This is a genomic window from Massilia sp. CCM 8734, from assembly GCF_011682155.1.
Lineage (GTDB): Bacteria > Pseudomonadota > Gammaproteobacteria > Burkholderiales > Burkholderiaceae_D > Telluria_A > Telluria_A rubra.
The window spans coordinates 30,251-53,391 of sequence record NZ_WHJI01000044.1; the positions used below are offsets into that span (position 1 = coordinate 30,251).

The 23,141-nt window shown below is 65.6% G+C and carries 22 protein-coding genes; 12 read left to right on the plus strand and 10 right to left on the minus strand.

Features of this window, described 5'->3' with window-relative positions; all coding sequences use genetic code 11:
- Positions 1 to 31 precede the first annotated feature (31 nt).
- From F2P46_RS29410 to F2P46_RS29425, 4 genes are all read left to right on the plus strand, one after another.
- A complete protein-coding gene (locus F2P46_RS29410; protein ID WP_166896953.1) occupies positions 32 to 322 on the plus strand; it encodes a J domain-containing protein in 291 nt (96 codons plus the stop codon).
- Positions 323 to 423: 101 nt separating this feature from the next.
- Positions 424 to 927, plus strand: a complete 504-nt coding sequence (locus tag F2P46_RS29415) for a hypothetical protein (protein WP_166896955.1) — start codon at positions 424 to 426, stop codon at positions 925 to 927.
- A gap of 2 nt (positions 928 to 929) precedes the next feature.
- A complete protein-coding gene (locus F2P46_RS29420) occupies positions 930 to 1,709 on the plus strand; it encodes a hypothetical protein (protein WP_166896957.1) in 780 nt (259 codons plus the stop codon).
- On the plus strand, positions 1,709 to 2,599 hold the full coding sequence (locus F2P46_RS29425) for a hypothetical protein (RefSeq protein WP_166896959.1): 891 nt from the start codon (positions 1,709 to 1,711) through the stop codon (positions 2,597 to 2,599). The genes F2P46_RS29420 and F2P46_RS29425 overlap by 1 nt, the downstream gene beginning before the upstream one ends.
- Before the next feature lie 73 nt (positions 2,600 to 2,672).
- On the opposite strand, the gene F2P46_RS29430 is transcribed toward F2P46_RS29425, so the two are convergent.
- Positions 2,673 to 3,563 carry a LysR family transcriptional regulator gene (locus tag F2P46_RS29430; protein ID WP_166896961.1) on the minus strand — a complete coding sequence of 297 codons (891 nt, stop codon included), beginning with the start codon at positions 3,561 to 3,563 and terminating at the stop codon, positions 2,673 to 2,675.
- Between the two features lie 105 nt (positions 3,564 to 3,668).
- Here F2P46_RS29430 and F2P46_RS29435 point away from each other — a divergent pair, with 105 nt between their 5' ends.
- Positions 3,669 to 4,883 carry an MFS transporter gene (locus tag F2P46_RS29435; RefSeq protein ID WP_166896963.1) on the plus strand — a complete coding sequence of 405 codons (1,215 nt, stop codon included), beginning with the start codon at positions 3,669 to 3,671 and terminating at the stop codon, positions 4,881 to 4,883.
- Between the two features lie 132 nt (positions 4,884 to 5,015).
- Here the strand turns inward: F2P46_RS29435 and F2P46_RS29440 are convergent, their stop codons facing one another.
- The gene (locus F2P46_RS29440) at positions 5,016 to 6,260 is read right to left on the minus strand and encodes a CaiB/BaiF CoA-transferase family protein (protein ID WP_229509508.1); all 1,245 of its coding nucleotides are present in this window, start codon (positions 6,258 to 6,260) and stop codon (positions 5,016 to 5,018) included.
- 249 nt (positions 6,261 to 6,509) lie between these two features.
- On the opposite strand from F2P46_RS29440, the gene garD reads away from it, so the two are divergent.
- The 3 genes from garD to F2P46_RS29455 are packed head-to-tail and all read left to right on the plus strand — an operon-like array spanning position 6,510 to position 9,746.
- Entirely contained in the window at positions 6,510 to 8,060 is a 1,551-nt protein-coding gene (garD, locus tag F2P46_RS29445; RefSeq protein ID WP_166896965.1) for a galactarate dehydratase, read from the plus strand.
- Positions 8,061 to 8,062: 2 nt separating this feature from the next.
- Positions 8,063 to 8,869: an NAD(P)-dependent oxidoreductase gene (locus F2P46_RS29450; RefSeq protein ID WP_166896967.1), complete on the plus strand. Its 807-nt coding sequence runs from the start codon at positions 8,063 to 8,065 to the stop codon at positions 8,867 to 8,869.
- Between the two features lie 13 nt (positions 8,870 to 8,882).
- Entirely contained in the window at positions 8,883 to 9,746 is an 864-nt protein-coding gene (locus F2P46_RS29455; RefSeq protein WP_368737973.1) for an aldose 1-epimerase, read from the plus strand.
- Here F2P46_RS29455 and speD read toward each other — a convergent pair.
- From speD to F2P46_RS29480, 5 genes are read right to left on the minus strand one after another with little or no spacing between them, the layout of a single operon-like run.
- Positions 9,733 to 10,116, minus strand: coding sequence for an adenosylmethionine decarboxylase (gene speD / locus F2P46_RS29460; RefSeq protein ID WP_166896971.1), 384 nt, complete (start codon positions 10,114 to 10,116; stop codon positions 9,733 to 9,735). The two genes, F2P46_RS29455 and speD, sit on opposite strands and share 14 nt — an antisense overlap.
- On the minus strand, positions 10,113 to 10,301 hold the full coding sequence (locus tag F2P46_RS29465) for a hypothetical protein (protein WP_166896973.1): 189 nt from the start codon (positions 10,299 to 10,301) through the stop codon (positions 10,113 to 10,115). The genes speD and F2P46_RS29465 overlap by 4 nt, the downstream gene beginning before the upstream one ends.
- On the minus strand, positions 10,298 to 11,797 hold the full coding sequence (locus tag F2P46_RS29470) for a DUF4178 domain-containing protein (protein WP_166896975.1): 1,500 nt from the start codon (positions 11,795 to 11,797) through the stop codon (positions 10,298 to 10,300). The genes F2P46_RS29465 and F2P46_RS29470 overlap by 4 nt, the downstream gene beginning before the upstream one ends.
- Positions 11,798 to 12,844: an SPFH domain-containing protein gene (locus F2P46_RS29475; RefSeq protein ID WP_166896977.1), complete on the minus strand. Its 1,047-nt coding sequence runs from the start codon at positions 12,842 to 12,844 to the stop codon at positions 11,798 to 11,800.
- Positions 12,845 to 12,893: 49 nt separating this feature from the next.
- Positions 12,894 to 13,280 (minus strand): DUF350 domain-containing protein, encoded by a 387-nt coding sequence (locus F2P46_RS29480; RefSeq protein ID WP_166896979.1) that lies wholly within the window; start codon positions 13,278 to 13,280, stop codon positions 12,894 to 12,896.
- A gap of 65 nt (positions 13,281 to 13,345) precedes the next feature.
- On the opposite strand from F2P46_RS29480, the gene F2P46_RS29485 reads away from it, so the two are divergent.
- The gene (locus F2P46_RS29485; protein WP_166896981.1) at positions 13,346 to 14,857 is read left to right on the plus strand and encodes a polyamine aminopropyltransferase; all 1,512 of its coding nucleotides are present in this window, start codon (positions 13,346 to 13,348) and stop codon (positions 14,855 to 14,857) included.
- On the plus strand, positions 14,857 to 16,464 hold the full coding sequence (locus F2P46_RS29490; RefSeq protein ID WP_166896983.1) for an NAD(P)-binding protein: 1,608 nt from the start codon (positions 14,857 to 14,859) through the stop codon (positions 16,462 to 16,464). Before F2P46_RS29485 ends, F2P46_RS29490 begins: the two co-directional genes overlap by 1 nt.
- Before the next feature lie 4 nt (positions 16,465 to 16,468).
- Here F2P46_RS29490 and F2P46_RS29495 read toward each other — a convergent pair whose 3' ends face one another.
- The gene (locus tag F2P46_RS29495; RefSeq protein ID WP_166896986.1) at positions 16,469 to 17,209 is read right to left on the minus strand and encodes an ABC transporter substrate-binding protein; all 741 of its coding nucleotides are present in this window, start codon (positions 17,207 to 17,209) and stop codon (positions 16,469 to 16,471) included.
- Positions 17,206 to 18,987, minus strand: a complete 1,782-nt coding sequence (locus F2P46_RS29500; RefSeq protein ID WP_166896990.1) for a cation:proton antiporter — start codon at positions 18,985 to 18,987, stop codon at positions 17,206 to 17,208. Before F2P46_RS29500 ends, F2P46_RS29495 begins: the two co-directional genes overlap by 4 nt.
- 232 nt (positions 18,988 to 19,219) lie before the next feature.
- Here F2P46_RS29500 and F2P46_RS29505 point away from each other — a divergent pair, with 232 nt between their 5' ends.
- Positions 19,220 to 19,702, plus strand: a complete 483-nt coding sequence (locus F2P46_RS29505) for a T6SS effector amidase Tae4 family protein (RefSeq protein WP_166896992.1) — start codon at positions 19,220 to 19,222, stop codon at positions 19,700 to 19,702.
- Between the two features lie 132 nt (positions 19,703 to 19,834).
- On the opposite strand, the gene F2P46_RS29510 is transcribed toward F2P46_RS29505, so the two are convergent.
- Complete coding sequence (locus F2P46_RS29510; RefSeq protein ID WP_166896995.1) at positions 19,835 to 22,135, minus strand: family 1 glycosylhydrolase; 2,301 nt, start codon at positions 22,133 to 22,135, stop codon at positions 19,835 to 19,837.
- Positions 22,136 to 22,362: 227 nt separating this feature from the next.
- Between F2P46_RS29510 and F2P46_RS29515 the strand changes: the two genes are divergently transcribed.
- On the plus strand, positions 22,363 to 23,010 hold the full coding sequence (locus F2P46_RS29515) for a DUF642 domain-containing protein (protein ID WP_166897028.1): 648 nt from the start codon (positions 22,363 to 22,365) through the stop codon (positions 23,008 to 23,010).
- Positions 23,011 to 23,141: the final 131 nt, after the last annotated feature.

The following is a 23,141-nucleotide window of genomic DNA, read 5'->3' on the forward strand; positions in this document are numbered from 1 at the left end:
CGCTTTACAGTTTCGGTAGCAGGAGTTTCCCGTGGACAATTTATACACCACCCTCGGCGTGGCGCCGAATGCGACCGACGACGAGATCAAGAAGGTTTACCGCTCGCTGGCGATGCGTTTCCATCCGGACCGCAACGACGCGCCCGGTGCGGAAGTGCGCTTCAAGAGCATCACCAAGGCTTACGAAATCCTGTCCGACCCGGCCAGGCGCGAGGAATACAACCAGAGCGTCAACCACCGCATCATCATCGATGCGGAAGAAGAGGCGTTCGCCTTGTGGCGTTCGCTGTTCAGTTTGAACGGCGTGACCTTGCCGGTGTAAGCACCGCCCCCAACTTCCGGACATGGCACGCGCTTGCCCAAGGCGCAGTGCGTCCGCGCTTCGCTTCAACAGTAGATACGCATTACCAACAGGATCAGAAAATGACAAAAGTACATCCCGAATTTGCCTACCAGTCGCGTGAACTCGGCGGCCAGATCGACGGCATTTTGGGCGACCCGCCGAACCGCAAGAACTACGACATGATGGTCAATGCCCTGGTGAGCGAATACACCAGCGGCGGCGGCATCGAAGACGTCAACATGATGAGCTTCGCGCTGGTCGATCACATCACCTTCAGCAATCCCAAGGGCTTGCTGGCCGAAGCGGGCGACTACGAAGGCGGCAGCCCCGAAAAAGTCTTCGCCATGGCCGCCTGCGAGGGCGACGCCGAAGCCATGTACGCCGCCATGACCGACAACCATCCGGACCTGGCGCGCCAGGCCATCATCACCGCGTTCCTGTTCAAGCACCCGCGCCTGTGGGACGAGGACGACGAATCGCTCGAACAGCTCTCGCGCGACGATGACGGCGACGACCGCTACGACGACGAAGACGACGGCGTCACCGACGACTTCGCCCAGATGTTCGATAAGGAAGGAGATTGAGCATGAGCGAAAACAGCAATCTGCCCGCGCTGTCGAAACAGATCAGCGAACTGGTACTGGCCGGTTCGCTGTCGCATGCCGAGCAGGCGTTTTCCGAAGCGGTCGAGACGCATGGCGACCTGGCCGTGGTCGAGGTGCTCTCCACTCTCGCGCCGCAGGTCACGGCCCTGCACTTGTCCGGTTTCGACGGCGGCAAGACCTCGCTGGCGACCTTGCTGGTGCCGCCCAAGGCCTGGGCCGACAGCCTGGCGTTTTTCGCCGCCACCTGGTCGGACGACATGATCGAAGACGACCCTGAGCGGGTCGCCGAAACCTTGTTCGCGCACGTGCACGGCATTGTGTTTTCGGCCGATGACCCGGAGCGCCGCGCCGAGCTGCTGATGGAGGCGTCGGCCACCGATCATGGCGCGACCGTGTTCGCGATCCTGTTCTCTATGGCGCCGAAAGAGATGCTGGAACTGGCCGGCGAAGTGCTGGCCAAGGGGCCGTACATCACCAGCCAGACCTCGTCCGACAGCGACGTGGCGCCATTGGCGATCGAACTGGCCAAGGCCAGCGAAGATGGCTGGGACCGCGCCCTGTTCGAACTGTTCCCGGACTTCCGCCACAGCGGCGACATTGCCGACGCCGAATACACCGACGATCCGGACGAAGAACAGCAGTTCCTGATGCGCAGCACCAAGGAACTGCTGTACCGCTTGCGCAAGCAGGTGCCGTCCTCGCGCAGCAATGTGCCCAAGCGCGGCGTGCGCAAGAGCATCGGCACGGGAATCTTCTCGTGATGGAGGCGGCGCCAAACACGCTGCCGGCCATCGTCATCGAGCGCCTGCCACGGCTGGTGCGGGCGATCCGCTGCCTGTCCGCGCGCGAGATCGGCGACGAGTCGGTGATCCTGGCCGACGAACTGGCCGGCATCACCGCCATGGTGGCCGAAAAGTTCACCAACGACCGCACCGCCGAAGGCATCCAGAAGGCCCTGCTGCTGACGGTGGGCTGCGTGTCGCTGGGGCTCGAGCATGAACTGGGCGAAGAAGACGACGATGCCACGCTCGATTTCCTGATCGAGGAAGGCGCCGAGCATGCGTTCCAGGCGGGTTTTCGCATGGTGCGCGACCTGGCCGCCTTGCCGGAGGATTCGCTGGTGGGCGAGTACGACCAAGACCCGGTGTACGCGCAGCGGCGCCTGAAGGATTTGTTCGTCGACATCTGCAGCGCCGATCCGTACCAGAACTGGGCCGGGTTCGACAAGTTCGAGGTTCAGTACAAGCAGCGCAAGGCGGTGCAGGCGATCGTGCGCGCGGCCGGCTGGCTGCGCCGCCATCACTACGCGGGGCCGATCAACGACGCCGACCTCAATGCCGAAGGGGTGATTGCGGTCGCGATCATTTTTGCGATCGAAGGCGGCGGGCGGATCGTGGCGCGCACCGGGCAGGCCGATTTTGAGCGATTGGTGAAATCGGTCCGCAAGAACAAGCCCGATTATGAAGAGGGCTGGGCGGCGCTGATGAAGCAGGTCCCGGCGCAGCACCAGCCGGTGATCGCCGAGCGGATTGAATCGTACCGCACCAACTGCACCGTGATTCAAAAAATCCGCACGCGCACGGCGATGAAGACCTTGTTTGCCGAGTTCGAAAATTATGCGGGTTCGGAGCTCGATGCCGATTACGGTTAGGCGCTTACGTAATTAGTGCCACCAGCCTTGAAATCGTCGTTCCCGCGAAGGCGGGAACGACGGGTTGGGCGAATCAAAGTGCAGCGCTGCTCGCCAACGCCAAAAACGCCTGCACCAGCGGCGCATGCTCGCCCTTCCTCTGCGCCAGCAGCAAGGTGGTGGTCGCTCCCGCATCGAGCAAGGGCCGATAACACACCCCATCCATCCTGATCCGCTCGAACGACCCTGGCAGCACCGACACCCCGCATCCCGCCGCCACCAGCCCGATAATGGTCGACGCTTCCCCCGCCGTCTGCGCCACCCTCGGCACGAACCCCGCATCCCGGCACAACCTGAAAATCTGCGGATAAATCCCCGTCCCCGCGCTGTGCGGATACATCACGAACGGCAGCTCGGCCATCTCGCTGAGCGCGACCGCTTTCTTGCGCGCCAGGGCCAGCCCGGTCGGCAGCACCGCCACCAGCGGATCTTCGCGCAGCGCCGTCAAGCCGATATTGTCCGGCAGCGTATCTTCCGGCGGGCGCACGAATCCCAGGTCGAGTTCGCGCCGCGCCAGCATCTCGATCTGCGGCACGGTGGCCATTTCGTGCAGGGTCAAGGTCACCGCCGGATACTGCTGGCGGTAGCGGTTGATCACGTTCGCAAACAGGGGCGTGAGCGGCGTCGAGAAGGTGAAGCCGATGCGCAGTTCGCCCGCCTCGCCGCGTTCGGCCCGGCGCGCGGTGCTGGCCGCCTGCTCCGACAAGGCCACGATGCGGCGCGCATCGTCCAGGAACAGCTTGCCCGCTTCGGTCAGCCGCACCCAGCGCTTGGTGCGCTCGAACAGCTGCGCGCCGACGTCCGCCTCGAGCATCTGGATCGCGTGGCTCAGTGGCGGCTGGCCAATGTGCAGGCGCTCGGCGGCGCGCGTGAAATGCAGTTCCTCGGCCACGGCGATGAAGTAGCGAAGCTGGCGAAATTCCATGTCTGTAATCGATTCAGTGTATGAGAAACGACTCAAATATATATTGGACAGTATAAAAGCGCAAACCTAAGATAACTCCAGTCTATTCACTTCGGGTTGTCCATCATGCCTTCCAGCGCCGTTACCGCCGCTTCCCCCGCTTTCAAGCGCATCAACCGCGCCATGCTGTGCGGCGGCTTTTCCGCTTTCGCGCTCCTGTATTGCGTGCAGCCGCTCATGCCGCTGCTGGCGCACCAGTTCGCGCTCACGCCGGCCCAAAGCAGTTGGTCGCTGTCGATCGCCACGTTGGCGCTGGCGGTGTCGCTGGTGATCAGCGGCGCGCTGTCGGACCGCATCGGACGCAAAAAACTCATGACCTTCGCGCTGGTCGGCGCCGCCGTCTTCACGCTGCTGACCGCCGTCGCCCAGAACTACGCACAACTGCTGGTGCTGCGCGCCTTGCTCGGGTTTTCGCTGGGCGGCATGCCGGCGGTGGCCATGGCCTACCTGAGCGAAGAAATCGAAGGGCCGTCGCTCGGGCTGTCGATGGGCCTCTATATCAGCGGCACCGCGCTCGGTGGTATGGCGGGCCGGGTGATCGCCTCGTTTGTGAGCGACCATTATTCATGGCGCCTGGCGCTCGGTGCGATGGGCGCCGCCGGCTTGGTCGCGGCATGGGAGTTCGCGCGCAGCTTGCCAGAGTCGCACAATTTCAGGGGCGGCAAGCCGGGAGTGCGCGGCTTGCTGGAAGGCGCCCGCACGCATCTGCGCGACGACGGCATGCCGTGGCTGTTCGCGCTGGGATTCCTGGTGATGGGCGTGTTCGTGAGCCTGTATAACTACATCGGCTACCGCATGCTGGCCGCGCCGTTCAACCTGAGCCAGAGCGCGGTGGGGGCCATGTCGGTGCTGTATCTGATCGGGATGTTCAGTTCCGTGTGGGCGGGCCGGCTGGCCGACCGCATCGGCCGGCGCAATGTGCTGTGGATGGTCACGGTGATCATGCTGGCCGGTCTGCTGCTCACCTTGTCCAGCCATCTGCTGTTGATTCTGGCGGGGATGAGTATGTTTACGTTCGGGTTTTTCGGAACCCACTCGGTGACCAGCAGCTGGGTCGGCCGGCGGGCGAGGGCGCCGCAGGCGCTGGCGTCGGCGATGTACCTGTTCTTTTACTATATCGGGTCGAGCGTGATCGGATCGGTGTCGGGGCTGGTGTGGAGCGCGGCCGGGTGGAATGGGGTGGTGGGGATGCTGGCGCTGGCGCTCGGGTTGGCGCTGGCGATGGCGCTGCGCCTGCGCGGACTGGCGCCGATCGAGGCGGCCGGCTTCAAGGCCGCGTAAGCGTCCCGTTCGCATTCCCCTTACCCGTCGTTCCCGCGTAGGCGGGAACCCAAGTTAGTGCTGATGCCACAAGCGGATCAACGAACTTGGGTTCCCGCCTACGCGGGAACGACGAAGCTGCGGGTAACGATACTAAATGGCGCCTTTCGCCCGCAGCGCCGCAATCTCTTCTTCGCTGCGCCCCAGCAGATCGCGCAGCACTTCATCGGTATGCTGCCCCAGCATCGGCGGCGGCAAGTCGGCCTGCGCGGGCGTGAGCGACATCTTCATCGGGCTGCGCACCAGCTTCACCTTGCCGGCCGCCGGATGATCCATCTCGATGGCCACGCCGCGCGCTTTCACCTGCTCGTTCTCGAACACTTCACCGACATCGTTGATCGGCCCGCACGGCACCCCCACCGCCTCCAACTGCGCAATCCACTCGTCGCGCGTGCGCGTTTTCACCATCTGCGCCAGCAGCGGCACCAGCACATCGCGGTGCTGCACGCGCAGCGGGTTGGTGGCAAAGCGCGCATCAAGCGCAAGATCGTCGCGCCCGCCCGCTTCCACGAACTTGCGGTACTGCCCGTCGTTCCCGGTCGCGACGATGAGATGCCCGTCCGCGCACGCAAACGTCTGGTACGGCACGATGTTCGCATGCGCATTGCCCCAGCGCTTGGGCGCCTTGCCGCTGTTAAGGTAATTGCTGCCCACATTGGCCAGCATCGCCACCTGGGTATCGAGCAGCGCCATGTCGATGTACTGGCCTTGCCCCGTGCGGTCGCGGTGCGTCAGCGCGGCCAGTACCGCCACGGTGGCGTACATGCCGGTCATCAGATCGGTCAGCGCCACGCCGGCTTTTTGCGGCCCGCCGCCGGGCAGGTCGTCACGCTCGCCGGTGACCGACATCAGCCCGCCCATGCCCTGGATCAGGAAGTCGTAGCCGGCCCGGTGCGCATACGGCCCGTCCTGTCCGAAGCCGGTCACCGAGCAGTACACCAGGTCCGGCTTGATCTCTTTGAGGCTGTCGTAATCGAGCCCGTAGCGTTTCAGCTGGCCGACCTTGTAGTTTTCCAGCACCACGTCGGCTTCGCGCGCCAGGTCGCGAATCAGTGCCTGGCCCTCGGGCGTGGCAATATCGACCGTGACGGAACGCTTGCCCCGGTTCGCGGTCAGGAAGTAGGCGGCCTCGCTGGTGTCGTTGCCGTCGGCGTCGCGCGCGTACGGCGGACCCCAGGCGCGCGTGTCGTCGCCCACGCCGGGTCGTTCGATCTTGATCACATCGGCGCCGAGATCGGCCAGGTTCTGGGAGCACCAGGGACCGGCCAGCACGCGCGACAGATCGAGTACGCGGATGTGGCCGAGCGCCTTGGGCATGCCCGAAAATGCTTGAGTCATTGTGTCTGCCTTCTTGTGCATAGTTGCAAATCAGGCAGCAATTATATCGGCTTGCGCGCCGCTGCGGCCAAGCGTGGAACGCGGCCGGACCGCCCTGACCGTTTTGTGATGAAAAGTTAAATTGGTCAGACCAATAACTTGAATTGGACTAGCCGATTTTAGAGTTTGCTGGCATACTTAGCGAAACCGACCGCAATGGCGCCCGCAATTCCCGGGCTCACGCGGGTACAGGCAGACAAGGCTACCAAAATGACGACACCGGAAAAAACACCGCTCCATATCCGCATGCACGCGGCCGACAACGTGGCCATCGTGGTCAACGATGGCGGCTTGCCGGCGGGGACGGTGTTTCCCGACGGGCTGGTGCTGGTCGACGCGGTGCCGCAGGGGCACAAGGTCTCCCTGAGCGATCTCGCCGAGGGCGACCCGGTGACGCGCTACAACGTGACGATCGGCTTTGCCGCCCGCGCGCTGCCGAAAGGCAGCTGGATTTCGGAAGCGGTGCTGCGCATGCCGGCCGCGCGCGAACTCGAAGGCTTGCCGATCGCCACCCGCGCCGCCCCCGTCATGGAGCCCCTCGAAGGCTACACCTTCCAGGGTTTCAAGAACGCCGACGGCTCGGTGGGAACGCGCAATATCCTGGCCATTACCACCACCGTGCAATGCGTCTCCGGCGTGGTCGAACATGCGGTCAAGCGCATCAAGAGCGAACTGCTGCCGCACTACCCGAATGTGGACGACGTGGTCGGACTCGAACACACCTACGGCTGCGGCGTGGCGATCGATGCGCCGGGCGCCGAGATTCCGATCCGCACCTTGCGCAACATCACCCAGAACCCGAACTTCGGCGGCCAGGCGATGGTGGTCAGCCTGGGCTGCGAAAAACTGCAGCCGGCGCGCCTGTTCCCGAAAGGCTCGATCCCGATCCTGAGTGGCGCCGACCCCGCGCACGTGTGCCTGCAGGACGACGGCCACGTGGGCTTTCAGTCGATGATCGATTCGATCATGCGCACCGCCGAAGTGCAGCTCAAGGCGCTTAACGCGCGCCGGCGCGAAACCTGCCCGGCGTCCGACCTGGTGGTGGGCGTGCAGTGCGGCGGCAGCGATGCGTTTTCGGGCGTGACGGCCAATCCGGCGGTGGGCTACGCAACCGATTTGCTGGTGCGCGCCGGCGCCAGCGTGATGTTTTCGGAAGTGACGGAAGTGCGCGACGGGATCGATCAACTGACTTCGCGCGCCGCCAACGCCGACGTGGCCGAGGCCATGATCCGCGAAATGGCATGGTACGATGCCTACCTGACGCGCGGCGGCGTCGACCGCAGCGCCAACACCACGCCGGGTAACAAGAAGGGCGGGCTGTCGAACATCGTCGAAAAGGCGATGGGATCGATCGTCAAGTCGGGATCGTCCGCGATCACCGGCGTGCTCTCGCCCGGCGAAAAACTCAAACAGAAAGGGCTGATCTACGCAGCCACCCCCGCCAGTGACTTCATCTGCGGCACCTTGCAGCTGGCGGCGGGAATGAACATCCATGTGTTTACCACGGGGCGCGGCACGCCGTACGGCCTGGCCGAATGCCCGGTGATCAAAGTGGCCACGCGCAACGACCTGGCGCGCCGCTGGCACGACCTGATGGACGTGAACGCGGGCCGTATCGCCAGCGGCGAAGCGAGCATCGAAGACGTTGGCTGGGAGTTGTTCAAGCTGATGCTCGACGTGGCCAGCGGCAGCAAGACCTGGGCCGAACACTGGAAGCTGCATAATGCCCTGACCCTTTTCAATCCTGCACCGGTGACCTGATTATGAGCAAACCCTTCAAACGTATTTTGCTGACCGGCGCCGCCGGCGGCCTCGGACGCCAGCTGCGCGAGCGCATCAAACCGTGGGCCGACATCGTGCGCCTGTCCGACCTGGTCGATGTCGGCGCGGCCGGCGAAGGCGAAGAAGTCGTGCAGTGCGACCTGGCCGACAAAGCCGCCGTGCTGGCGCTGATGGAAGGCGTGGACGCAGTACTGCACTTCGGCGGCATGTCGACCGAAGCGCCATTCGACGCGATCATGCAGGCCAATATCCTCGGCACGGCCAACCTGTACGAAGCGATCCACAAGTGCGGCGTCAAGCGCGTGGTGTTCGCCAGCTCCAACCACACGATGGGCTACTACAAGACCACCGACCTGGTCGACGCCGACATGCCGCCGCGTCCTGACGGCATGTACGGCGTGAGCAAGGTGTTCGGCGAATCGCTGTCGCGCTACTACTTCGACCGCTTCGGCATCGAAACCGTATGCCTGCGCATCGGTTCCTGCTTCCCGGAGCCGGCCAACCCGCGCATGATGATTACCTACCTGAGCCTGGACGACCTGGTCGAAGCGCTGCGCTGCTCGCTGTTTGCCGCGCGCGTGGGCCACACCATTGCGTTCGGCGTGTCCGACAACAAGGCGAAATGGTGGGACGACCGTCATTCGCGCCACCTCGGCTTCGTCGCCAAGGACAGCTCGACCCAGTTCGAACACAAGTTCCCCTTCGGCGGCAACTACGCGCCGGCCGACGACATCACCATCACCTACCAGGGTGGCGGATTCCTGCTTACCGGGCCGCAGTATAACTAGCCTGGCCCCGCTGGTGCTACGCAGCGCGCAGCTCTCCGCCGACATCCTTCCGGGTTGCGGCGGCGCCTTGTCGCGCCTGGACTGGATCGGCGGCGGTGCGCCGGTGCCGGTGCTGCGCCCGTACGCCGGCGGCGCGGGCGGCGGCGCGCCGCGACCGAACCAGCTGGCCTGCTTTCCGCTGGTGCCATGGTCGAACCGCATGGCGGGTGGTTTTTCGTATGGCGGCGAGCGTTACGACATCGCGCCGAACCGCGAGGGCGATCCGTTTCCGATTCATGGCGAAGGCTGGCAGCGGCCGTGGACGGTGGCGTTCCAGTCGGCCAGCCAGGTGCTGCTGATGCTCGAGCGCCGCGACGGCCTGCCGTTTTCGTACCGCGCCTCGCTCGACTACGCCTTGCGCGGCAACGCGCTGGTGGTGACGCTGGAGGTCACCAACACCGGCGCGCTGGCGCTGCCGTTCGGTTTGGGTTTGCATCCGTGGATGCCGCGCAGTCCCGGCACGACCTTGCAGGCGGGGGCGCGCAGCGTGTGGATGGACGGCGCGGATAAACTGCCGTCGCATGCGCAGGCGATGCCGGATGCGTGGTCGTTCGCGGTTGAGCGCGCGCTCCCGCAAGGCCCGGTCGACAATGTCTTCGAAGGCTGGGATGGCAAGGCGCGCATTCGCTGGCCGGAGAATGGCCTGACGCTGTCGATAGCGGCAGACTGCGGGTATTACATTGTGTACGCACCGGCCGGTGGGGATTTTTTCTGCTTCGAGCCGGTCGACCACCTGATCGACGCGCATAACATGGCGGGCGGGCCTGCCAGGCATGGCTTGACGATCCTGGCGCCGGGGCAGCGGCTGCGCCGCACCTTCAGCTTTACGGTAACTTGATTTCCACTTGCGCCACGCCGCGTTCGATGGTCTGCACCACGCGCGACGCCGGCTTTAACGCCAGCTCGATCACCCGCAAGGCCAGCTGCGGCTGCGCGTCCCCGCACATGAAAATATCGGCCGCCGCAAAGCCGTACTCCGGCCAGGTATGGATCGAGATGTGCGACTCGGCCAGCAGCAGCACGCCGGTCACCCCCATCGTCTCGCCAAAACTATGAAAATGGCTGTGCAAGATGCGCGCCCCGGCCGCTTGCGCGCCGGCGCGCAGCAGCGCGTCGATATCGGCGCTGGTCGTCAACAGCGCCGGATCAACGCCATGGAAATCGGCCAGCAGATGAATGCCGGCCGGGCGATGCGCGGCCATCGTCATTTGTGCCCGCCGCCGGAACCGCCGCCGGAACTGCCGCTGTTCGAACTCCAGCTGCTGCCGCCGCTACTGCGATTGCCGCTGCGACCGGTGTGCTGGTTGGACATGGAATCGAACATCGCGACCCAGATGATGATGGTCGTGAGCACCGTCACCGCGATCGCGTACAGTAAATAGCGTTCGTTCATTGCTCATCCTTGTTGGCGATGCGGGTGAATGCCGCCGGCAGGAAAATGGCCGCCAGCCCCACCAGCAGGAACAGCGCGGACGTGCCGAAGTTGATCAGCAGCGGAATCAGGTTCAATCCGAGCAGCCACAAGAAAAATTTGAACAGGATGTTCGACAGCGGCGCCCCGCGCACGGGTGGCGCGTTCCTGGGCGCGGCGGGGACCCGCGGCGCGCCGGGCGGCCTGGCTTTCTTGACCGGGTCGTCGAACCAGGCCATCACCTGGTCGGTAGCCAGGGGCTTGGAGCGCGACCAGGTCATCTCCTCGTCGGTGACCTCGGCCGCCAGGGTAGTTTTGCCGTATTTGAATTCCATCGTGCGGGTCCGGTCGCCGGCCTGCACGCGCCAATTGAAGGCGCCCGCAGCGGCCACTACCCGCGCCATATAATCGGCCGACTTGTTGTACTCGACCTTGTCGGCCAAAGCGACATCGGCTTGGTCCGCATGCCACGCCGGCCAATGGCTCATGACGTCGGCGCGATGCCAGCCATCGACGCTTTCGACCAGCCAGAAAAAACTCGCGCGCGTGCTGTAGAGCAGATACTGGGTCCAGGTTTCCCCATCGTCCGTATCGCAGATCATGGCGCCGATCACGGTGCACTGGCTGCCGCCGATGTTGGCCTTCGCGCCGATCTCGATCGTGGTGCGCATGCGCGCGACTTTGTCGCCGGCCGCCAGCACCCGCGCTTCGGGTCCGGCGGCGTCGAGCTGGGCCTTGCAGGCCGGGCAAACCAGGTTGGTCGCCACCCCCGGCAGGTAGCTGATGGTGCTGCCGCACGAAGGGCAGTCGAGGGCGTCGACCTTGCCGCGGTATTTGCCGGCGCTGGCGCGGATCTGTTCATCGTCGCGCAGCAGCTGGCAGCGCATCTCGGCCAAGGTGACCGCGACCCCGGTGTACACCACCGGCACGTCGCCATCGGTGTAGTCGAGCGTGAGAAAGCGCGGGCCGCTGCGAAAGTCGGCCACCCTGATACGCCAGCCTTCGCCAACCCGGAACGGCAGCTCGCCCTGGCCGGCGATGCATTCGCCGCTGCGTTTTTCCGACGCCAGCCAGCGCTCCCCGTCGATCTGGCAGGTTTGGGCCACGCCGATGGCGTTGAAACCGGGCAGGGCGAGCGTGACCGCGCGCACGCTGGTGAGGGTGAACAGACCCGAAAAGTCGCCCAGCCAGGCGTTGCTGCCGTCGTCGTACAGCACGTACCACTCGTTCCACAAGCCCCTGTCATAGCGCAGCTGGATGCGCCCGACCACCGTGAAATGGCGCCCGCCGGCGACGCCGCTGGTGCCGACCTGGATCGGCGAATAGTCTTCCAGCACGGACGACATGGTGCCCAGGTTCTTGACGGCGTCGGCATCCTTGAGCAGGGTGGCGCGACAAAACTCGCACACCGCCATGACGGCGGCGTGCGATTTGAACCGGACTTCGGCGCCGCAACTGGGGCAGGAGACAATGTGCATTTAGCCGAGCAGTTGTTTGAGCAGCTCCGTCTTGGTGCCGTTGTAGTCGTCTTGCGAGATCAGCCCCTTGTCGAGCAATCCCTTCAGTTTCGTCAGGCGCTCTTCGATCGGGTCGACCTGCGGCAAGGGCACCTGCAAGGGCGCGGTCGGCGCCGGCGGCACCTGCGGGATCAGCGAGCCGCTCATGCCTTGCGCCATGGCGTGGCCCAGCATCGCGCCGGCGCCCAGGCCCGCGCCGAGACCGGCCAGGCCGCCTTCGTTCTGCGCCGCCAGCGGAATGCTGGTGGCCACCTGGAATTGCGTGAACCCGCTCATCTTCTCGCCCGACAGGCCGCCCTTCATGCCGGCCGAGATGCGTTCGTCGAGCGCGGCCTGCAATTCTTCCGGCAGGCTGACGCTGGCGACGTTGAATTCGTCGAGCACCACGCCGTAGCGCGCGAAGGCGATGTACAGGTCGCCCTTGACCTGCTGCGCCATCAGCGCCTGGTTGGCGGCCATGTCGAGGAAGGCGACTTTGGCGCTGCCGAGCGAACTGGCCATGCTGGCCATCAGGATGCCGCGCAACTGGTCTTCGACCTCGTCGCGCGTGTAGACTTCGCGCGTGCCGCTGATTTCGGTGAAGAACAGGCGCGGGTCGGCCACGCGGTACGAGTACATGCCGAAGGCGCGCACGCGGATCATGTCGAAGTCGGCGTCGCGGATCGTGATCGGCTGCGGCGTGCCCCATTTGCGGCCGGTCTGCACGCGCGTGCTGAAGAAATACACGTCCGACTTGAAGGGCGAATCGAAGAACTTGTCCCAGTTTTTCAGGTTGGTCAGCAGCGGCAGCGTGTTGGTGGTCAGCGTGTGGGTGCCGGGACCGAAGACGTCGGCGATCTTGCCTTCGTTGACGAACAGCGCCATCTGCGACTCGCGCACGTTGAGGATGGCGCCGTTCTGGATTTCGAAGTCCTGCATGGGAAAGCGCCATGCCAGCACGCCATCGTTTTCTTCGTTCCATTGCAGGACGTCGATGAACTGTTTTCTGATGAATGAGCCAAGGGACATGTCGGTCTCCGGTAGGAATGCGTTGTTAAGCGGGGGCGGGGAGGGCGGGTCAGGACACGGCGCCGGCGTTGACCAGGCCCACCGAGATCGCGATGGCGCCGAGCAGGCCGCCGAAGGCGGAATTGTCGGCTTCGATCTGTTCGGAGGCCATTTTCAGCAGGCGCGTGGTGACGTAGTACACCAGCACCTGGACCAGCATGGCGCCGGCCGCCCAGGCCAGGAACTGATAGTAGTCGCGGGTATGCAGCATGGCCGAGCAGATCGTCAGCGAAAAACCGATCAGGGCGCCGCCCAGCGCCAGCGCGGCCGCGTGGTTGCCGCCGCGGATCAGGGCCACTTCGTCGTAAGGCGTCATGCGCGTGTAGATGACAAAAAACGCTATCACCAGCGCAACCGCTGTCGCAAGGTAGAGCAGATAGTTTAGGATGGCGGGCACGAAGTTTCCCCCTGAAAGATGGTCGTATTGTCAGCGCACGACGATCTTAGAGCAAAAAAGACCAGATGACCAAAAGAATTTTGATACTGTCCGTGTTTGTGGTGGCCTCCTGCGGGCTGGCCTACGAACTCATTGCCGGCGCCTTGTCGAGCTATTTGCTGGGCGATTCGATCCTCCAGTTCTCCACCATCATCGGTTGCTACCTGTTCGCGATGGGCGTGGGGGCGCACTTTTCCAAGTACGTGGCCGAAGAGGATGTGCTGTCGCGCTTTATCGACATCGAGCTGGCCGTGGGCCTGATCGGCGGCGTCTCGGCGGCGCTGCTGTTCATGACGTTTTCGTGGATGACGGCGCCCTTTCGCACCCTCTTGTATGTGCTGGTGTTCATGGTCGGCGCCCTGGTCGGGATGGAAGTGCCGCTGGTGATGCGCGCCTTGAACGCGCGCGACACCGCCTTCAATGACCTGGTCAGCCGCGTGCTGACGTTCGACTACCTGGGCGCGCTGGCGGTGTCGCTGCTGTTCCCGCTGGTGCTGGCGCCCTACGTGGGGCTGGTGCGCACCGGCTTTTTGTTCGGCATGCTCAATGTCGGCGTCGCCTTCTGGACCCTGTACGCGTTCCGCGCCGAACTGAGCGACATCGGCGGGCGCGTGCTGCGCGCCTCGTTCGTCATGTTCGCGCTGGTGATCGGCTTTGCCCTGTCGGACCGCATGGTGCAGTGGGGCGAGCATGGCCTGTTCGGCGACCAGATCCTGTACTCCACCAACACCCCGTACCAGCGCCTGGTGATCACGCGCTGGAAGGACGACACGCGCCTGTACATCAACGGCAACCTGCAGTTTTCTTCGCGCGACGAATACCGCTACCACGAAGCGCTGGTCCATCCGGCGCTGCAAGCCTTGCCGTGGGCGCGCAAGGTGCTGGTGCTCGGCGGCGGCGACGGCCTGGCGCTGCGCGAAGTGCTGCGCTACCCGAACGTCAGGCAGGTCACCGTGGTCGACCTGGACCCGGCCATGACCCAAGCCTTCACCACCCGCCCGGAGCTGGTCAAGCTCAATGGCGGCGCGTTCTCCGACCCGCGCGTGAAGGTCATCAACGCCGACGCCGCGATCTGGCTGCAAAACACGGACGAGATGTTCGACGCGGCCATCGTCGACTTCCCCGATCCGTCCAGCTTCGCGCTCGGCAAGCTGTATTCGGTGCCGTTCTACAGCATGCTGCAAAAACACGTGGCGGCCAAGGGGCTGATGGTGGTGCAATCGACTTCGCCCTTCTTTGCGCCGCACGCCTACTGGACCATCGACGCCACCCTGCGCGAGGTCGGCATGCGCACCTGGCCGTACCATGCCTACGTGCCCTCGTTCGGCGAATGGGGCTTCATCATGGCCTCGCCCGAGCATGACTATGTGCCGCCGACCAGCTACCGGCTGCCGATGCGCTACCTGAACGAAGCGACCACGCGCGAGATGTTCGCCTTCCCGCCCGACATGCAGCGCCTGGACATGGCGCCGAACCGGCTCAATACGCAGTCGCTGGTGCACGAATTCGGCCAGGACTGGCGCCGGGTGATCCGCTGATGGACCGGCGCACCTTCCTGGCGCTGGCCGGCGGCGCGGGAGCCGCGGCGGCCAGCGCGGGGCTGTTCCGGCAATGGCTGGAAATGACGCCCGCCGTGCATTATCCGGGCCGCGCCGAAGGCCATTTCTTGCGCGAGGGCGGCGCGCTGCCGGCGCCAAGCGAGGTGATCGAGACCGACATCGTCATTCTCGGCTCGGGCATCGCCGGCCTCGCCGCGGCCTGGAAGCTCGGGCGCGAAGGCCAGCGCAAGGTCCTGATGATCGACGGTCCGCAGCCGTTCGGGAACGCCGCCGGCGGCCATTTTGGCGAAATGGCGTATCCGACCGGCGGCTATTACCTGCCGCTGCCGTCGCCCGAATCGGTGCATGTGCGCGACATCCTGTTCGACCTCGGGATCATTGCGCGCGACCCGTACGGCGAAAAGCCTTACTACGACGAGCGCGTCATCCTGCACGGCCCCGCGGAGCGCGTGTTGTTCAACGGCCGCTGGCAGGAAGGCTTGCTTCCGACCGACGGCGTGAGTGCGCAAGAGCGCGCCGAGCACGCACGCTTTTTCGCCGAGGTCGAGCGCCTGCGCACACTGCGCGGCAGCGACGGACAGCGCGCGTTCGTGTTCCCGAGCGTGTCCTCGTCGCGCGACCCGGCCTTCGACGCGCTCGACCGCATCACGTTCAAGGCGTGGCTGGACCAGCAGGGCTACCGCTCGCCGACCCTGCACTGGTACCTGAACTACTGCTGCCGCGACGACTACGGCATCCGTTACGACAAGGTGTCGGCATGGGCCGGGCTGCATTACTTCGCCAGCCGCGGTGGACAGGCGGCCAACGCCGGTAACGGCGCCTGGCTGACCTGGCCGGGCGGGATGCAGGCCGTCGCCGACAAGCTGGCCGCCGCGTCGGGCGTGCGGCGCCGCCCCGGCACCGCCGTCTCGCTCAAGCGCAGCGGGGCGGGCGTGGAGGCGCTGTGCTTCACGCTCGACGGCGGCGTGGCGCGCAGCTATCTGGTACGGGCGCGCAAGGCGATTTGCGCGATGCCGCTGTACGTGGCCGCGCGCGTGGTCGAGGACATCGGCGCCTATGGCTTCGACGCGAAACGCCACACGCCATCGTACGCGCCGTGGCTGGTGGCGAACTTCCTCATGAAGGATTTCCCGCGCGAGCTGCCGCACGCGCCGCTGGCCTGGGACAACGTGGTGTGCCAGGAGCCGGGCCTGGGCTACGTGGTCTCGACCCACCAGGATATCCGCGTCACGCCGCCCGAGAAGACCGTGTTTTCGGCCTACGTGGCGCTGTCGGACCGCACGCCCGGGGCGGCGCGCAAATGGATGATGAGCGCCAGCGGCGCCGAACTGGTGGCGCTGGCCGGCGCCGACCTGACCAGCGCCTACGGCTGGAAGTTCGCGGCCTGCGTCGAACGGGTCGAGATCACCCTGCGCGGGCATGCGATGGCGGCGCCGCTGCCCGGCTTTCGCAGCAATGCGGGCCTGGCGGCGTTGCGTGAAGCGGATGGGCCGATCGTGTTCGCGCACGCCGACCTGTCGGGCTTCTCGGTGTTCGAGGAGGCCGCGTGGTGGGGCGTGCAAGCGGCGCTGAAAGTATTGAGGTAAGCGCTTACTCGTACGTGGCGACGATGCGCTGCCAGGCCGGATCGTTCTTGAGTTTCTTGAGCACCGGCGCGACTTTGTCGAAAGCGGCGGCCTGGCTGCGCGGCGCCAGCATGCGCCGTTCGGTGGGCGCGCTGGCCAGGGTGACCAGGTGCAGCCTGGCCGTCATGCCGTTCGCGCGCATGAAGTAGCGCGCCATCGATTCTGCCACGACGACGCAGTCGAGCCGGCCAAGCAGCAGCTTTTCGAGGTTTTTCTCGTCGCTCGGCCCTTCGCTGCGCAGCATGCGCGAGCTGTCCAGCCAGGCGTCGATGCCGGGATAGTGGTAGCCGAGCGTGATGCCGACCGAGGCGCCCACCAGGCCGGCCGGCGCGTCCGGGCTGACCGGCTTTGTCGCCAGCGACACCAGCGCGTAACGGTCGGTGGCGAAGGGTACCGACCACAGGTATTTTTTCTGCTCCACGTCGTCGAACCATTCCGGCATCATGCCGATCACCATGCCGTCGATGCTGCCGTCTTCCAGCTTGACCTGCAGGCGCTTGCGCGGCATGTAGCGCAGCCGGAAAGTGAAGGTGCCCAGCTTGCGCTCGTTCAGGTAGTCGATCAGGTCCGGATACATGCCGCGCCCGTCGGCCAGCATCAGCGGCGCGAAACTGGCGCTGGTGTAGACGGTGACCTCCTGGGCCGGCGCGCTGTTTGCCAGCAGCAGCGCGCACAGGACCGCCAGGGCCGCGACCGGGTTTTTCATGATGTCGATACCGTCTGGTCGCGCTTGAGGGCGTGCACTTCGGCGTCGAGCGTGGCCAGGAACAGGTCGCGTTCACCGTCGACGATGCGGTCGACCCGCGCTTCGTCCATGCCGAGTGCTTCGAGCACGAAGGCGGACAGTTGCAGGCTCGCCTCCAGCGTTTCGGGTACGACGATGGTGGCGCCGGCGCGTTTGAGCGCGCGCGCATGCTGTTCGTCGCGCGAGCGCACCAGGAGCGGCACGTCGGGAAATTCGCGCCGGATGCCGCGCACCGCGTGCAGGGCCGACGCCGGATGGTCCATCGTGAGTACGATCGCGGGCGACTCGCCGGCGTTCACGTGGCGCAGCAGCTCGGCACGCGCGGCATTGCCGAAGTAGACCGGCAAGCCCTGGCCGTGCATCTTGGTGGCCAGGCGCGCATCGTTTTCAAACGCGATGTAGCCGATGCCTTCGGCGGTGAGCAGCTTGGCCAGTTGCTGGCCGACGCGCCCGAAACCGGCGATGATGATGTGGCCGCGCGCGGCGCTAAGGGCCGCCTGGTCGGGCGTGGCCGCTTGCTCGTCGCCGCGCGGCTCCCAGCGCGTGCCGATTTCGCGCCCGAGGCGCGCCAGCATGGGCGTGACGAACAGGGACAGGCCCACGGCGAGCATGACGCGCGCGCCCAAGTCGGCGTCGACCAGTTTGCTGGCAGTGGCGTAGCCGATCACGATGAAGGCGAATTCGCCGCCCTGGCCGAGCAGCAGGCCGCCTTCGAGCGCGCGTCCCCAGCTCAAGCCGCCGATGCGGAACAGCGCTGCGATCACCAGCGCCTTGATGGCGATCAGGCCGAACACGGCGGCGGCCAGCCACAGCGGCGCATCGATGACCTGGCGCGCGTCCATGCCCATGCCGACCGTCATGAAAAACAGGCCCATCAGCAAGCCCTTGAAAGGCTCGACCATCAGCTCGACTTCGTGCTTGAATTCGGTTTCGGCCAGCAGCAGGCCGGCGATCAGGGCGCCGAGCGCCATCGACAGGCCGGCCGCCGCGCTCAGGCCGGCGATGCCGAGGGTCGTGAGCAGCACCAGCGCCATGAACACGTCGGGCTGGCGATGGCGCGTGAAGATGCGGAACAAGGGATGGATCAGGCGTCCGCCGACCAGGTAGATCAGGGCAATGGCGGCGGCCGCCTTGACCATGGTGACGGCCACCAGCGAGACGATGCCGTCGGACTCGCCCTTGGCCATGACGCCGATCAGGATCAGCAGCGGCACCACGGCCAGGTCTTGCAGCATGAGGATAGAAAAACCGGCCTGGCCGAGCGGCGTGTCGGTGCTGTGCTGCTCGTTCATCAGTTGCATGACCACGGCGGTCGAAGAGAGCGAGAGCACCATGCCGAGGATGACGGCGCTCTCTGTGCGGTAGCCGAGCAGCCAGATGGCCGTGCCGAGCAGGCCGGCGCTGATGCAGACCTGGGCCGTGCCGGCGCCGAACACCCAGCGCCGCAGCGACCACAGGCGGGCGGCCGACAGTTCCAGGCCGATCATGAACATCAGGAACATGACGCCCAGCTCGGCCAGCGCGACCACGCCTTCGGCGCGCGGGAAGGTGAGGTAGGCCAGCCAGGGATGGGTGTCGGCGAACAGGCCGAGGCCGAACGGGCCGAGCAGGGCGCCCACGGCCAGGAATCCGAGCACCTGGTTGATGCGCAGGCGTTGCAGGGTGGGAATCAGGATGCCCGCCAACGAGAGGAACAGGAGGATTTCCCGCAGGAAGGGGAAGGCGTGTTGCTCTTGCACGGGGTGGGGCCTGTCGTGTGGTTGGTCGCGCTTGCCATTTTATAACAGGGGGTGCGGCGTGGCGGGCGTTTATGCCTGTCGCCGGCCGAAAGGTGGGCCGCCGCGCACAGTCGCCCTGGCGCGGCTGCGCCGGATGCCGGTCAGCGGCTTGGCCTTGCCTTGCGACCGCGCAAGAGCTTGGTTGTATCCGCGAGGCAAGATGATGGACCTGCCGCCTGATCGGAGTGTCTGTATGAAGCCTTCGTTTTTTGCCGTCCGCACCAATTACCCCAGCCGCGCGTCCAGCGACCGCAGCGCGCTGTACAAGGCGATCGGCTGGGATGCCCTGATCGGCGTGACGGCGTACCAGAATACCTGCGCCACCCGGATCAGCCTGGCGCTGGTGCGCGCGGGCATGCGCCTGCCGGGTCGCCTGGCCATCCTCAGGGGCGAGTACAAGGGCAGCCTGGTCGAACCCGGCCATGCGCGCCTGTCGATCCTGCTGCAACGGCGTAACCTGCTCGGCCTGCCGGAAATTTATCGCGGCGGCCAGGCGCGCCAGGCCATCGGCAAGCGCAGCGGGATCGTGTCGTTCTGGCGCATCCAGGACGGCGACGGGCCGGACGAAGGCCATATCGATATCGTTTATCCAGACCCGAACGCGGACGGCAGCCCGGCCTGCGGCACCGAATGCTACTGGCAAGCCCAGGAAATCTGGTTCTGGCCGCTCGATTAGCCGGCCTGGCCCGGCCCGGACAGGCCCGGCCCGGACAGGCCCGGCCCGGACAGGCCCGGCCCGGACAGGCCCGGCCAGGACAGGCCCGGCCAGGACAGGTCCGGCCAGGCCAAGCCCAGCCTTGCGCTTTGTTCAGCTCGCTTGCTGGCGCCTCCCGGTCTCGGCTTGCCGGCGCGTATCGGTGCAGTGAATCGGCTGCGCCAGTTCGATGTTGTCGCCGCGCGCCTGTTCGCCACGCAGCTGCAAAAAGCGGGTGAGCGCGTCATCCAGGCCCGGCATGAGCATGCCGCGCTCGGTGTGCAGCGCGCTGTAGGCCGGGCGCGGCGCCAGGTAGCGGCAGGCGGCCCCGGGCTGCGCTTCGAGCCGGCTGGCGTCGACCCCGGCCTGGCGCGCCGCCTTGCCGGCCAGCTCGGCCCAGGTGAGCGGGTCGCCGTTGGTCAGGTGCCAGAGCCCGCTTTCCTTGTCGATGGCCAGGTCGAGGCAGGCGTTGACCAGGTCGGGCACATAGGTCGGCGTGACCGTGATGTCGCTGGCGGCCGCGAACGGGGCGCCGCTTTCCAGGCTGGCTAGCGCCTGGGTCACGAAATTGTGGCTGTCCCAGGGGCCGAAGAAGGAGCTGGTGCGCACCACCAGCGCCCCCGGTTGCCGCTCGAGGACGGCGCGCTCGGCGGCGGCCTTGCTTTTGCCATAGATATTGATCGGCGTGACGTTGTCGCTTTCCACGTACGGGCATTGCTGGCGGCCGTCGAACACCAGGTCGCTGGAAAAGGTGGTCAGGTGCACCCGGTGGCGCGCGCAGGCGGCGGCCAGCACCGCCGGGCCGGCCACGTTGTCGCGAAAGCAGCGTTCGACATCGTTCTCGGCCTCGTCCACCCGCACGTAGCCGCTGGCGTTGATGACGGCCCAGGGCTGGTAGCGCTGCATGGCGCGCTCCACCGAGACGGGGTCGGCGATGTCCATCTGCTGGCGGCTGAGCAGCCGGTAGGCCAGGTTGCGGCGCGCGCAGATGCGGGCGAAGGCGCGCCCCAGGGTGCCGGTGGCGCCGGCGATCAGGATCGGGGCGGACGCCGTGCCGACCAGGCTGTGCCCATCGGCCGTGATCGAGGTCGGCGCTTCGGGCGTGGCCACGGGCGGGCACAGGCAGCGCCCGGCGCGCCGCCACCAGCCCTGGCCGCGCAGCACCGGATGGGTGGGCGCGCGCCCGGCGGCCAGTTCGCGCATCATGGCCGCCAGCGCGGTGGGACGCGGCAGCGGCGCGCGCACGTCGAACGGCCCCGGTTCGTAATAGCCGCGGCAGGCGGTCACCAGGCAGTTCCAGTCGAACGAGCCGAGCAAGGCCCAAACGGTGACGGCGCGCAGGTCGACTCCGTTGCGCCGCGCTTGTTGCCCGGCTTCCCATACTTCCAGCAGCCAGCGCAGCTGGTCTTCGCGGTTGGCGTCGATGTGCGCTTCGGTCACCGCCAGCGCAATGCCGTAGCGGTCCCAGATTTCTTGCAGGAGCGGGCCGATGCCGGGCGTGGGCGTGGCCAGGGCGCGCGCGGTTTCGATGTCGGCGCAGGGCACGCCATTGGCGTCGCCACGAAAATGCGCCGGGTAGCGCTCGACCCGATGGTCGAGCCAGCGCTCGCTGGTGACGTAGTAATTGACGCCGATGATGTCGGGTGGACAGGGATTGTCGCGGAACCAGAGCAGCTCGGCTGGATCGGCCCTGTGGCCGGTCAGGTAGCCCCACAAGGCGTGTCCGGGGTCGACTTTGCCGCACAGCAGGTCCCAGGCCAGCCAGCGCCGCTCGTTGTAGAAGGTGGCGCAGCGGGCCATGGCGGGGGTGCTGTAGGTTTTGCCGAGGTCGTCGGTCTGGATCAGGCGGGCCTGCGGGTTGACCCGCCGGATCGCGCGCATCGCCAGCACGGTGGCGCGGCACTGGATCAGCAGCGCGCGCAGGAAACTGCGCTCGTCGCGGCCGTGCGGGTACCACAGCCCGTACAGGCCGGAAAAACGCGCCGTGGTCAGCGGTTCGTTGACCGGGGTGTAGTCGGTGATCCACGGGTAGCGCGTGGCCACGGCGCCGGCGTATTCCGCCAGCCCGGTGGCGAAGGCCGGGTCGGTCAGGCAAGTATGGCGCGGGCCGCTGCCGTGGTGTACCAGCCCGGCGATGGGGGGGACTCCGGCCTCGCGCAGGGCTTGCAGGCGTTGGTCGCACCAGCGCCAGTCGGCGCTGGCCAGGCCGTCGGGCGCCACCCGCTCCCACAGCAGCGGGTAGCGGATCTGGCTGATCCCCAGTGAGGCAAAGCGGGCCACGTCGTCGGCGCGGCCGTGATGTCCATTCCTTTCCAACTGGCTGAAGTAGTTTTCGCGCACGCGGTTGAGCGTGCATTCGAGCCCGCCCCAGAGGGCGAGCGGCTGGCATGCTGCATCGCTGTCAGTTGTTTGCATAGGGTCACTCATAACATTTAAGCAATCTGGAAAATTAGATATCCGGCGCCGTGGAAAAGTTCAGTTTGTTGATGCGCGAGCGTGCCGCGATGGCAAAAAACAACGCGAAATTGCTGGCAGATAGGAAATTTTTGTTAACGGTGTACAAAGATGATATGGATCAATGATATGATTCGCTATCAATTGCGTAACAACAGTTACTCTTAATTCAACAATTCAGGATATTCATGAAATTCACAGCACTTCTGAGCGGCTTGTTCGCCGCCGCCATGCTCGTCAGCGGCGCAGCCCGCGCTGAACTCGTTACCAATGGCAGCTTCGAAATCAACAAGTCGTCCGGTTCGTGGCAGCAATTCAACGCCGTCAACGGCTGGACCTCGAGCAACGGCGTTTTCGAAATCCAAAAAGGCGCCAAGCAGGGCGGCGTCGCCGGTTTCAATCCGTACGCAGCCAATGGCCGCCAGTACCTGGAACTGAACAGCACCGGCCTGAGCTCGGTGTGGCAAATGATCGACACCTCGACAGCCGGCCTGTACTCGGTCTCGTTCGCCTACTCGGGTCGTCCGGACACCGCCGGCGGCGCCAACAGCGCGATGAATGTGTACTGGGGCGACACCAAGTTGAACGATTCGCTGCTGATGGGCGGCACCAATGGCCAGTGGAACTTCTTCAACATCACCGACCTGGTCGCCACCAGCGCGCTGACCAAGCTGCGTTTTGAATCGGTTGGCCCGAGCTCGTCGCCGACCTACGGTTCCTACCTCGATGCCGTGTCGGTCGAAGTGACCCCGGTACCTGAGCCGGAAACCTACGCCCTGTTCCTGTTGGGCCTGGCAGTAGTCGGTTTCACCACCCGCCGCAACAAAAAAGCGTAACTGACGCCTCCAAGGTTTCCGGCGCTCAACAGCGCCAAACCGGGGTCAGAGCTTTAATTAGAAACATTTCTAATTAAAGCTCTGACCCCGGTTGTCGTTCGCTTGTCGTTTTTGTTGCTGTATGATGCGTA